9 protein-coding genes and 3 pseudogenes are annotated in these 11,400 nt (G+C 67.3%); 5 read left to right on the forward strand and 7 right to left on the reverse strand.

All coding sequences use genetic code 11. The annotated features are described in order from the left end of the window. Positions 1-202: 202 nt before the first annotated feature. The 5 genes and pseudogenes from IE252_RS42315 to IE252_RS42335 all read right to left on the reverse strand — a co-directional run. Positions 203-1,075 (reverse strand): SAM-dependent methyltransferase, encoded by an 873-nt coding sequence (locus IE252_RS42315; RefSeq protein ID WP_190094847.1) that lies wholly within the window; start codon positions 1,073-1,075, stop codon positions 203-205. Then, positions 1,072-2,211: a terpene synthase family protein gene (locus tag IE252_RS42320; protein ID WP_190094848.1), complete on the reverse strand. Its 1,140-nt coding sequence runs from the start codon at positions 2,209-2,211 to the stop codon at positions 1,072-1,074. The genes IE252_RS42315 and IE252_RS42320 overlap by 4 nt, the downstream gene beginning before the upstream one ends. Before the next feature lie 156 nt (positions 2,212-2,367). Continuing rightward, positions 2,368-3,288: a 4-hydroxy-3-methylbut-2-enyl diphosphate reductase gene (locus tag IE252_RS42325; protein WP_190094849.1), complete on the reverse strand. Its 921-nt coding sequence runs from the start codon at positions 3,286-3,288 to the stop codon at positions 2,368-2,370. Beyond that, positions 3,285-4,352 carry a polyprenyl synthetase family protein gene (locus tag IE252_RS42330; RefSeq protein ID WP_190094855.1) on the reverse strand — a complete coding sequence of 356 codons (1,068 nt, stop codon included), beginning with the start codon at positions 4,350-4,352 and terminating at the stop codon, positions 3,285-3,287. The genes IE252_RS42325 and IE252_RS42330 overlap by 4 nt, the downstream gene beginning before the upstream one ends. A gap of 173 nt (positions 4,353-4,525) precedes the next feature. After that, positions 4,526-5,820: pseudogene (locus IE252_RS42335) on the reverse strand (1-deoxy-D-xylulose-5-phosphate synthase); the annotation flags it as partial. A 399-nt stretch (positions 5,821-6,219) separates the two neighbouring features. On the opposite strand from IE252_RS42335, the pseudogene IE252_RS42340 reads away from it, so the two are divergent. Next, a pseudogene (locus tag IE252_RS42340) lies at positions 6,220-6,390 on the forward strand (IS5/IS1182 family transposase); the annotation flags it as partial. Between the two features lie 356 nt (positions 6,391-6,746). Here IE252_RS42340 and IE252_RS42345 read toward each other — a convergent pair. Further along, positions 6,747-7,319 carry a transposase gene (locus IE252_RS42345; protein WP_190094850.1) on the reverse strand — a complete coding sequence of 191 codons (573 nt, stop codon included), beginning with the start codon at positions 7,317-7,319 and terminating at the stop codon, positions 6,747-6,749. A gap of 633 nt (positions 7,320-7,952) precedes the next feature. On the opposite strand from IE252_RS42345, the gene IE252_RS42350 reads away from it, so the two are divergent. The 4 genes from IE252_RS42350 to IE252_RS44495 all read left to right on the forward strand — a co-directional run bounded on the left by IE252_RS42350 (position 7,953) and on the right by IE252_RS44495 (position 11,088). Next, a complete protein-coding gene (locus tag IE252_RS42350; protein WP_190094851.1) occupies positions 7,953-8,759 on the forward strand; it encodes an SCO4651 family lipoprotein in 807 nt (268 codons plus the stop codon). Between the two features lie 711 nt (positions 8,760-9,470). Continuing rightward, positions 9,471-9,866 carry a peptidoglycan-binding domain-containing protein gene (locus IE252_RS42355; protein ID WP_190094852.1) on the forward strand — a complete coding sequence of 132 codons (396 nt, stop codon included), beginning with the start codon at positions 9,471-9,473 and terminating at the stop codon, positions 9,864-9,866. Positions 9,867-10,204: 338 nt separating this feature from the next. Then, on the forward strand, positions 10,205-10,444 hold the full coding sequence (locus IE252_RS42360; RefSeq protein ID WP_190094853.1) for a transposase domain-containing protein: 240 nt from the start codon (positions 10,205-10,207) through the stop codon (positions 10,442-10,444). 20 nt (positions 10,445-10,464) lie between these two features. Continuing rightward, entirely contained in the window at positions 10,465-11,088 is a 624-nt protein-coding gene (locus IE252_RS44495; RefSeq protein ID WP_373298697.1) for a hypothetical protein, read from the forward strand. Positions 11,089-11,312: 224 nt separating this feature from the next. Here the strand turns inward: IE252_RS44495 and IE252_RS42370 are convergent. Then, a pseudogene (locus IE252_RS42370) lies at positions 11,313-11,400 on the reverse strand (IS5/IS1182 family transposase); the annotation flags it as partial.

Consider the following 11,400-nt stretch of genomic DNA (forward strand, 5'->3'; position numbering starts at 1 on the left):
CTGGTGGAGCCGGTTCTCTTGGTCGAAAACCCATCTACCAGGGGCTTCACCACGTTGTCAGCCCAACAGCCGCACTCCAGAACCAGGTTGGAAAAGGCTCAGTGTCGAGTGGAATCAACACCGCCAACGACCGGGGGCTCTGCCATGTCACTCCACCCTGCTGACCTGCACCTTCACCTTTCAGAGCCAGGATGAAAGAGGTTCACTGAGGTCGAGGCGGGCGGGATGCGGTGATGTCGCAGGAGAAGAGTGGGGTCACTCCAGCCAGGGCGTGATGGTAGTTATGGGCGCGGCCGAAATCGGTGAGCTCTGGAGCGCCTGAGGGTATCCTGGTTGGCTCGCCGTAACGGTATTTGATCATGGCTTTCGCGTACATGGCGTGACCCCACAGGTCGGCATTTCCGGCTTGCGCCTGAATAAAACCAGCATGGGTCATGGCACGGATGTAGTGGGCGATTGTCTGAGGGGTGTACCTGTAGAGCTTGCCGCACGCCGCGAGCGCTTCGGACTCAATCGCGCTGAGAGTTCTGTCCTCGGCGAAGACATCCTTCACGTACAGAGACCGGGCGGGTTTCAGCACGCGGAAGATCTCACGGAACAATGCTTCAAGGTTAGGGGAGTAGCACGCAGACTCCAACAGGTACGCAGCATCGAAAGACTGCTCGGCGAACGGGAGGCGGTGGTAGTCGCCGACGTGAACTCGGATGCGGTCGCCGAGGCCGCGTTCTTCGATGTGCGATCGGGCCGAGGCGGCCTGGGCAGGGGAGATCGTTACTGCGTCGATGGTGAGGGCACCCACGTGCTCGGAAATGTCTACCGCAGGGCCGCAGGTTCCGCAACCCGCGTCCAGCACCCGCATACCTGGCCGTAGCCTTATGCGCTGTGCCGCGTATTCGTTGGTAGCACGATAGGCATCGCCCGCGTGCGCACGAAGTGTGCCCACCTGATAGGTGTACCCAATGTCTTGGAGGATAGTGTCATTCATCGCTTCGAAGTACTCGCGTACATCCGCTGCGTGGCTGTCGAAGGGGGAGCAGTCTGCTTGATGACGCTGGGCGGTCGAGTCAGTGTTCACGTACCTGTGCTCTCTGTCTGGAAGGGGTGCATCTCGTTATTGCCATCCTGCGCCTGGGCGAGCAGGGAGGGAGTCTCTGTCAGATAGGAGTAGGAACCGTCGCCGAGTAGCAGGCTTGTCTCGTAGCGTGCGCTCCGACGGCTGAACTCCAAGTTGGCCCGCAAGGTGTGGCCGAGGCCAGCCAGGAATCGGTCGGCGGCCTCGCGCTCCCTGATGCTCAGTTGGTAGGCGTCGTACAGAGGGGAGAGGCTCTGTGTCAGGTGTTGCATCCGGGCCACAGCCTGGTTACTCTTCCTGGCGGTTTCGGCGATGGCTGCTTCTCGGGACAGCCCCTGATTTCCCTCCAGGACGGTCACCATGTTGTGAACGTCCTTGCGGGAGCTCTCCACGTTGGACGAATAGATGTCGTTGACCAGCCCGATGCATTCTCCGTATGCCTCAAAAGCGATGCGCATTTGCGCGCTGTCCAAGATGGCAGAGGGGCATTCACACTGGTTCGCGGATTCGAAGGAATCCCGGTAAGCCCCAATGGCAGCGCTCTCCCGGCGGTGGGACACGTACTCGCTCGTAGAGGGAAGGTGACCGGAGAACCGGTTGGAGGCCTCGATCAGCCAAGTGGAGAACCATGCACGCCAGTTGGCGCTGGCTCGGGCCTGCCACGCTGGGGACATCCCTTCAGTCTCCCGCCCCCAGGCGTCGGCAAAAGCCCACACCGCGGGGTGCGCTGATACTCCCGGTTCGGTACCCGGTGGCTCCAGGGTCAGCCGGACAAGCTCCCTGATGGCCCGCGCGACTTGGCTCGGGTCCTGGCCGAGTGATGTGGTGTCGAAGAAGTCGCTGAACAGCACCGTAATACTGATGAGGTCGTAGCCCATGTCCAGCCGGGCACCCTTGGCTTCCGGGTAGGACAGAACGGAGAGTTCGGCGATGCAGTGCCGCAGATAGCCTTTCGCCTGGTCCTCAGTTGTGATCAGGCCGAACTTCCTCAGCCAGTCTACGTACCGCTGGCGCAACGCAGGGAGCGGATCGGAACTCCAGCATGGCGGGAAGGGCATGTCGAGCTCCACTTCCGGCAGTAGCACCGGGCCAGCCAACCACTCCTCAATCGTGTCGGGCATGGGCTTTGCGTTGTCCATAGCGTTCTCCCTCCTTGCGGTTGTGTCGCACCCATCCCTCGGCGTGAGGGGCAATGCAGGCCCTCGAACCAGCCCGGGCCCATCTCAGCGGGCTGTGCCGCCGAGGTCTCCCATCGGCCGTACGCAAGAGCCTTGGTACACGATTCGCAGCGAAGCTCAGTGGGGACAGAATCTGGCGGACTGGTCAGTCAGCCGACGTCTGCGCAGGTCGCGGCGGAGCTCCTTGGGGAGTGAGAAGGCGATGGACTCCTCGGCGGCGGTGACGGTCTCGATGTCGTCGTAGCCGCGGGCGGCGAGCCATTCGAGGACGCCCTCGACCAGGATCTCCGGGACCGAGGCGCCGGAGGTGACGCCGACCGTGCGCACGTCCGCGAGCCAGCTCTCGTCGATCTCCTCGGCGTAGTCGACGAGGAGGGCAGCGCGGGCGCCGACGCTGAGCGCGACCTCGACCAGGCGGACGGAGTTCGAGGAGTTCTGGGAGCTGACGACGATGACAAGGTCAGCCTCTGCGCCCATCTGCTTGACCGCGATCTGGCGGCTCTGGGTGGCGTAGCAGATGTCGTCGCTGGGCGGCGAGAGGAGGTTGGGGAAGCGGTCCTTGAGGGCGTCGACGGTCCCCATGGTCTCGTCGACGGAGAGGGCGGTCTGGGAGAGCCAGACGACCTTGTCGGGGTCGCGGACCTCGACGTTCGCGACGTCCGCAGGGCCGTCGACCAGGGTGATGTGCTCGGGCGCCTTGCCGCTCGTCCCGATGACCTCTTCGTGGCCCTCGTGGCCGATCAGGAGGATGCCGTAGTCCTCCTTGGCGAACCGGACGGCTTCCTTGTGGACCTTGGTGACCAGGGGGCAGGTGGCGTCGATGGTGGCGAGCTTGCCGCTGGCCTCTTCGTGGACGACGGGGGCGACGCCGTGCGCGGAGAAGATGACGATGTTGCCCTCGGGCACCTCCTCCGACTCGTCGACGAAGACGGCGCCCTTCTTCTCCACGGTCTGGATGGCGCGTTCGACGCCGTCGCAGTAGCCGCGGGGGGTGACGAGCAGGACGCGGCGGCTGCCTGACCGGGTGGCTGGGGTCATGCGGTCCTCCTCGTTGCAGTGTGGGCGAGGTGACGCAGGACTGCGGCTGTGGCAGGCGGGATGGGGCTGTGGGTGAGGGCGCGTTCGGCCTGCTGGCGGCGGTCTGTGATCATCTGTTCGATGGTGTCGCGGGCGCCGGTAGCGGTGATGATGTTCCGGGCGACTGCTGCCTGGTCGTCGGTGAGGTGAGGGCAGCCCAGGAGCAGGCGCAGCTGGGCTGCCTGGGCGGGAGCGGCGCGCTGGAGGGCGAGGGCGACCAGCGGGGTGTGCTTGCCGTCGCGCAGGTCGTCCAGGACCGGCTTGCCGGTGTGTGCCTGGGTGCCGAAGACGCCGAGGAGGTCGTCTCGGAGCTGGAAGGACTCCCCCAGGGGGAGGGCGAAGTCGCTCAGGGCCGCGTGCAGGTCGGTGTCGGCTCCGGCGAGGGTGGCGCCGATGTGCAGGGGGCGCTCGACGGTGTACTTGGCGGTCTTGTAGCGGCAGATGGCCAACGCCAGGGGGAGGTCGGTGGAGGGGTTGCCGGTGGCGGCGAGGTCGAGGTACTGGCCGTACATGACCTCGTTGCGCATGCGGTCGATGAGGGGAAGGACGGCGGCGAGCTGACGGGCCGTGAGGCCGGCGGTGTGCAGGAGCTCGTCCGACCAGGCCAGTGCCAGGTCGCCGATGAGGATCGCGGTCCCGGACCCCAGCCGGTCTGCCGCGGTGGCGCTGCGCCCAGCGCGGTAGCGGGTGGCGAGGGCGCGGTGGACGGTGGGGCGTCCGCGGCGGGTGGCGGAGTGGTCCATGACGTCGTCGTGGATCAGGCAGAAGGTGTGGAACATCTCCAGTGCGGCCGCCGCCCGCACCACAGGGCCCTCCTCACCGTGGCCGCCCGCAGCGTGCCAGCCGATGACGCACAGCAGCGGGCGCAGTCGTTTCCCGCCCGCGTCCAGGAAGTCCCGCAGTACCCTGGGGGCGTCCTCGGGCAAGCCATGGGCCGAGGCGGAGGCGGCTTTGGCCTGAAGGAAGCCGTGCAGCACCGTGCCGACGCCGGCGCGCGCGGCGGCCAGATCCGGCGGTTGGGGCATGACAGGAGAAGCGGTCACCTGGCCTCACCTGTCTGCGGGTGCTCGGTCTGCTCGGCCAGCTTCACGGCCTCCTCGAGGAGGGCGTCGACAATGCGGGATTCAGGCACGGTGCGCAGGACTTGACCGCGGGCGAGGATCTGTCTCTTGCCGTTGCCGCAGGACACGCCCGCGGCTTTGGGCAGGCGCAGGGCGGTGGGCCCGTCCTGTATCGCGCAGGCGGCCCGCAGACCGGGCACCGCCGACAGCAGGGACAGGTCCCACATGCCGTGATGGGACGGGCCGTTGGGGCCGGTGATCCCGGCCCGGTCCGCCACGAAGGTCACCGGCAGCCGGTGCAGGGCCACGTCCATCAGCACCTGGTCGAAGGCGCGATTCAGGAAGGTGGCGTAGATCGCGACGACCGGGGTGGAACCCGCCCATCGCCAGTCCCGTGGCACAGGTGACAGCGTGCTGCTCGGCGATCCCGACATCGAAGACCCGGTCGGGGAGCCTGTGCTGCATAGCGTGCAGGCCGATGGGGCGGAGCATAGCCGCGGTGAGGGCGACCACGTCCTGTTCCTGGGCAGCGACCTCCAGTAGCGCCTGCCCGAACACGCTCGTCCACGACGGCGTGGAGGGTGTGTGCGGTGGGTGGCCGAATCGGCAGTGCCCACCGCATGGAGGCAGTCCGCCTCGGCCGTCTCAGCCGGGCGGTAGTCCTTGCCCTTGACGGCCATCACATGCACCACCACCGGGCGGCCCACCGCCCGTGCTCGGCACAGCGTTGTCTCGATCTCCGCGGTGTTATGGCCGTCGACCGGACCGACGTAGACAAAGCCCAAGTCGGTGAAAAGGTTCCGACACACTTCCGCGCCGCCGCCGGACTTCAGGACGCTGAGATGCGCGGCCAGAGCGCCGGTAGTGGGGGCGTAGGAGCGACCGTTGCCGTTGAGGACCACGATCACGGGACGCCCGGGGGCAGCACCGAGGTTGTTTAGCGCCTCCCATGCCATACCGCCGCTCATGGCCTCGTCGCCGATCACCGCGACCACCGCCCGGTCACTGAGGACGCGGGCCCTGGCCAGCCCGTCCGCATACGACAACGCGTCGAGGTGTGGGAATTCTCCACGAGGTCGTGCACCGACTCCGCCCGGGAGGGATACCCGGACAGGCCGCCCTCCTGCCGCAGGCCGTCAAAGTCCGCGCGGCGGCCGGTCAGGAGCTTGTGGACGTAGGCCTGATGCCCGGTATCTAACACCAACGCATCACGTGGGGAGCCGAAGGCTCGGTGCAGCGCGAGGGTGAGCTCCACCACCCCCAGATTCGGACCCAGATGCCCGCCAGCCGCACACACCTTGGCGATCAGGAAGGCACGGATCTCCCCGGCCAGCCGCGGCAGGTCTTCCGTCGGCACCGCCCGCAATCCCTCCGGGCCACTGAGGCCCGCCAGACTCGGGGCGGTCGTGTACACAGGGGCAGGCGCAGCCATCGGGGGCTCTCTTCTGCCGAGGTGGGGCGTTGGCGGCCGGATCACCCGGATGATCCGTCTGCCCGCTTCGGGGACAGCGGCCTGGATCAGGTTCCGACCAACCATCACGTATGGCTCGTGAGAAGTATCCCCCTCCGGAGCGCACGCACAAGCGAACAACGCACGCTCGACGGAAGCGCGGGGAGTGTACGGCGCATCCGCTCCCTACTGCATGTACCGCCCGCCTATGACATGCGCCCCACGCTCCTCAAGCGCCTTGCACGCCCTCACCTGGCCAGGCCCCCAACGGCGGACCCTTGCTGGCGGTGCTGCCAGCGAGTTGGGCAGTCCTGCGCAATGGCGAAGCTCCTGGTGGACGGGTTCTCGACCAAGATCGCCCGTGTCTGCCAGGAGCTTCGCGTGCTTGTCTACCCGTCCTCGATCGATCTGTCCAGCCGCACCTTGCGGTTTCTGACCAGGCAACTGACGGCCAGACGGCAGGAGATCGGGACGCGATGGCGGCGCCTTCCCGCCGTGCGACAGGCCCTGCTCGCCCTGGCCCACCTGCGGTGCGGCGACACCCATGCCGAGTACGAAGAGTTGCAGGCCGCTGTCGCGGGTTCCTGAAGACTGACCCCCAGGAGGTCTTCCGAAAATTGACCCCCCTTGATGATCATGGAGGGTGCTAAAGGTGGAGGACTGGGCCGAGAAACGCAGGGCGCCTCAAGGTTGGAAAAGGCTCAATGGATCTTTTGTCGACACTCAGGCCGTGTCTGCCCGGTCAGGTGGCTTCGGGGTGTCGCGCGGCTGAGTTTCTGCGGGAGAGCGAGCGGACTGTGGTGGGAGCCAATGCCGTGGGGTGCGGCTGAACGGAAAAACAATGGTCTGGTGGGCAGGCGGTAGCGTCCGGGCGGCGGAGCTGTCCCGGACAGGGTTGTGACGGGTGTTCAGGTGGTGGTGGGGGTGAGGGTGACTTGGTGGCCGAGGTGTTCGAGTTGCCGGACGAGGTCGCGGGTCTTGCGCTTCGGGTTGAGGTGTCGCTGGTGCCAGTCGGGGCCGAGTTCCTGGTAGCGGGCGTGTGGGTCGTCGATCAGGTGCCAGGCGATGACGAGGATCGAGCGGGCGACCGCGACCAGGGCTTTGGCGTGGCCTCGTCGTTTGACCAGGCGCCGGTAGCGGGCGCCGAGGAAGGTGTCGGTCCGGGCGGCGGCGCTGGCCGCTTCGCCGAGGGCGCCTTTGAGCCAGGGGTTTCCTTTGCCGGCGGGTCCGGTAGTGCTCTTGGAGCCGGACTGGATGGTGCGGGGGGGCAGTTTCGCCCACGAGGCGAGGTGGGCGGGGGTGGGGAAGACGCGCATGTCGGGGCCGATCTCGGCCAGGATGACCCGTGCGGAGGTGGGGCCGACGCCGGGGATCTCGTCCAGGCGGGCCAGCAGGTCGTCGCCGACGCCTTCCTCACCTGGCTTGCCGACCGAGGCCGCACCATTGAACACTGCCAGCAGGCCGACCTCGACGCCTGGCACACGGAGAAGCTGGCCACCCGAAGCCCGGCCCGTTCCTGCGCTGGTGTATGAAGACGAGCCGGATGCCCCGCCTTGCCCTGCCACCTCAGGTCGTCAACCAGGACCAAGCGCCGCTCCACCAGCATCGCCGACTCGCCATTCTCCGGCGGGCACTCAACGACGACTCCCTGCCCCTGCGGCCCCGGGTCGCCCCCGCGCTAGTCCTTCTCTACGCACAACCCGTCACCAGCATCGTCCGCCTCACGGTCGACGACGTCCTCGACGATGGGGCCACCGTCGCCATTCGGCTGGGAGATCCGCCGTCCCCGCTCCCGGAACCCATCGCTGACCTGCTGCGGGCCTACATCCAGTTCCGCCAGCACCTGCCCTACGCCAGCAGCCGAAGCTCACAGTGGCTCTTCCCCGGCCGCCAGCCCGGACAGCCGATGAACCCGGTCAGCCTCCAAGTCCACCTGCGGGAGATCGGTCCGTCGGCAGCGCTGGCGCAACCCTGCGCTGCCCGGCCCGGGTTGATCTCGGCCCGCCCCCGCTCCGCTGACAGTGATCCGGGCATGACATCCTGTGCGTCTGCTGTGGGCCGCGGGGTGTGGTGTCCGGCCCGGTTACCCGATCCTGGGGGTTGTCGTGCGCCGTGTGCTTGTCGCTGCCAGTGCCGCCGTACTGCTGTGCGCGGGCTGCTCCACGTCCACAAAGTCCCACTCCCCGACTCCGGCCGATACGCCGCGTCCGTCCGCCGCTTCCTCCTCCCCCGGCGATGCCGGGGCCCTCGTACGGGCTGCCGTGGCCGCGACCCGTGCCACCACGGCACGCATCGACGAGAAGATCGAAGTCGGTGACGAACGCGGCTCCTTCCCCCTCACCGTGACCGGTGACTTCGACATGGCCGCCGACCGGGGCCGCCTGGCGGTCGACTTCCCCGGCGGGGCCATCAGCCACCTCGACGAAGTCTTCGCCGGGGATACCGTCTACCTACGCAACAACAAAAACACACCACACGGGTGGAACATGCTCGAGCGCGCCGCCGCGCAGTCCCACTACCTGCTACGCGCCCCCGTCAACGATCCCGAGCACGTCCTGGCGCAGATCGCCTTGATGCGACGCGTCACCCACAGCGGCCAGGACACCATCAACGGCACGCGGTGCGTGCGCTACCGCGGCGTCCTCGACCACGCCGCCATCACCCTGCGCCTGTCCGCCACAGTGCGCGAGCAGGCCGACGCGGCACGCAGCGAACTCGGCACCGACCTCCCCGTCCACGCCGAGGCCTGGACCGACCCGCACGGCCGTCTCGTCCGCGCCCGCCTCTCCTTCAACGCCGGCACCGCTCACCTCACCACCACCCTCAGCCTCAGTGACCTCGGCAAGCCCGTCACCATCACCCCACCCGCGGCCACCGACGCCCAACCGGTCACCGTCACCGGCGGCGTCCTGCCCGGCTGACCCCACCAAAGACAGTGGTAGAGCCGATCATGCGGTCGACGAGGTTGCGCTGGGCTGAGGAGTACCAGTCGCCATGGTCGCGGCGGCGCCCGTAGGGGCCTTGGCATTGGGTGATGCGGTGATCGCGGAGAAGGCCCAGAGGAAAGCCGACGCGTTCAGGCGATCGTTTTTCCCCCACCTTCTGGTGACGGACGATCTCTTGCCGCAGGACCGTTGCGGCCCGCCTTTCGCCGCGGCGACGGGGCAGCGGGCCTCCGCCCTCTTTCACGCCTTACCGGGAAAGGCCATGCGCCAGTGCACAGCTGTCGTGCTGGAGGTGCAGCCGGTACAGGTGGTGCAGTGCAGCGCCGGGGAAGGGGTGTTGAACCCACCTCGCTCGATAGCCTTCCTCACCGTGGGTCCGCAGCACGGCCCCCGCAGCCTCCGCGACCACGTGAGCGAGAAGGTTTTCGGGGACCACGGATCTATCAGGTTGTTTTGGCCCCACTCTCGACAAGCGGCCGCGTTGTACCGCGCGGAGCCCGAAGCCGGGCACCGGGTGCTCTCCGTCCGCTGGGACCGCCGCTTCGGCCTCAACCCGGACGCCACCAGGGATTCCTTGAGCGACGCACGAGCGCTCCTAAATGGGTGGCCGCGCCCGACCGGTGATCCATAGTCTCAAGACACGTGCCCCAGACCGGGGCGCAGGATACCAAAAGGGGTGGACTCATCATGAGATCAACGCGCCGATTCGCGGCATCCGTGGCCCTTGTCTCCGCGACACTGGCCGCTGTCACGACCCTCAGCACCACGACCGCGTCGGCGGAGACAGTACCCAAGGTGCCGATCGAGGGCGTCGCATGCGGCTTTGACGGCACCGTGACACCGCGAACCGTCCGTCTCGGCGACCACGGACCCGCGGTCCGGGAGGCCAGGTGCCTCCTCGACTTCTGGGGCTACATCGACTTCAACTGGGATGACGAGACCCACGGCACGTTCGACGCCGATGTGGAGGACGCGGTCAAGAGCTTCGAGAAGCGCCGTGGGCTGCCCGTCGACGGCGTCGTATGGCCCGAGACATGGGAGGAGCTGCGCCACAGCCTCGGCGCGCCTCACCGGCCTCGATAGAGCACCCCGGCGGTCCCCATAGGGCAACCCACCAGGACCGCCGAAAACGCTGACGCGTTCTTGGAACCGCGGCCGGTACCCCAACGGGTTCCGGCCGCAGTCATATTGGGCCCGGCTGGGGTCCCGGTACCAGCCAGACCATCGCCCTTCCGTCCAGTCATCGCGACACTGGGTAGCCGCGACTCGAGAGAGGTCGGGTCGACCAAGGCGATGGCGTCCCGCGTGATGCAACGCCGTTGCTTTTGCGGTTCGGGCTGGGCGTCAAGTGCCTGGTCATGGGGCGGGACCTCGGGTAGTTCCTGTGGTGTCGAGCCCAGGAACGAGTACCCGGAGGTCCCGTGTCGCAGCAGTCTGCCAGCGTCGGGCGATGCCCGACACCCCTTGATGTCTATGCCCCGGGTCATCTGGGCGAGTTGACCCAGATCATCGCCCCCTGCCTGGACGATGCCGTTGTCGCCGAGACCGCGGCCCAGGAACAGCGTCTACGGCTGCTGCCCGCGCGGGTGGTGATGTATTTCGTGCTCGCGCTCGCCGTGTTCGAGCGTGTCTCGTGTACACGGGGGTGTGGGCGGAACTGACCGCTGGTCTCGGCAAGGTGGTGACGGCATGCCCGTGTGCGTCGTCACTGTCGCGTGCGCGACGCCGATTGGGCGCCGCACCGCTGCACCGACTCTTCGAGGTCTTGGCAGGCCCGGTCGCGCCCCCGTCCCGACGCGGCTCGTTCTACCGCAGGCGGCGCCTGGTTGCCCTGGACGGCACCACCCAGTGCCTCCCCGACGACCCCGCGCAGACTGGCGGCACATCGAGGCTCCGGTGCTGGACGACGACTGGCAAGGTCATCCGTCCACAACGGGAGCCTCGATCTGTTCGTAGCGGCCCTCACCGACATCGTCACCACGCCGTGACCAGCACCTTCACCACCCTCCAGGACTTTGGAACAGCCCCGGCCCTTCGGCTTCTCCAGCACGGCGAGCAGCGAACCGGGTACGGTCGAAGCCGGAAGCATCGGCGGAACCCCCTCCCAGGAGCGGGCTTACCGCCGATGCTTCTCCCATCTCCCCACCACCACAGCCGACTTCGCCAACTCCGGCCCAGCCTGCGGCCTCAACGAAGGCTGCGAGAACAGCGAAAGTCGAGGCCTAACGGACAGCGAGAAAAAGCGGCCACACACCATGCGCATGCAGCGTGCACCAGGAAGCTCGTCCCTCGAGAACGGCCCTGAACGTTCGATCGCGCTTCAAGCTGGAAGGATTCCATAACCTGTGGTCTCGCAGTGCCAAGTCGGCAGCTCATGCACAGTCCGCTGTCGCTGAACAGGAGCCAAAGAGAAGGCGCACGCACATTCGCCAGTTCCTGGCCCTGCTCGGGGCCGCGGGAGCGCTGAAAGCGGCTGCAGTGTCCACCGCACCTGCCGCGCAGGCTGACAGCAGTGAGCCTTTTCCAACCTCACGCTGACGCGTGATGAAGGACCAGAACTGCCTGGACGATCGCGGTGATGCGGTTGGTGCTGCAGCGGAGCTTCCGCAGGAGGCGC

Source organism: Streptomyces melanogenes, assembly GCF_014649795.1.
In the GTDB taxonomy this organism is placed as follows: Bacteria; Actinomycetota; Actinomycetes; order Streptomycetales; family Streptomycetaceae; genus Streptomyces; species Streptomyces noboritoensis.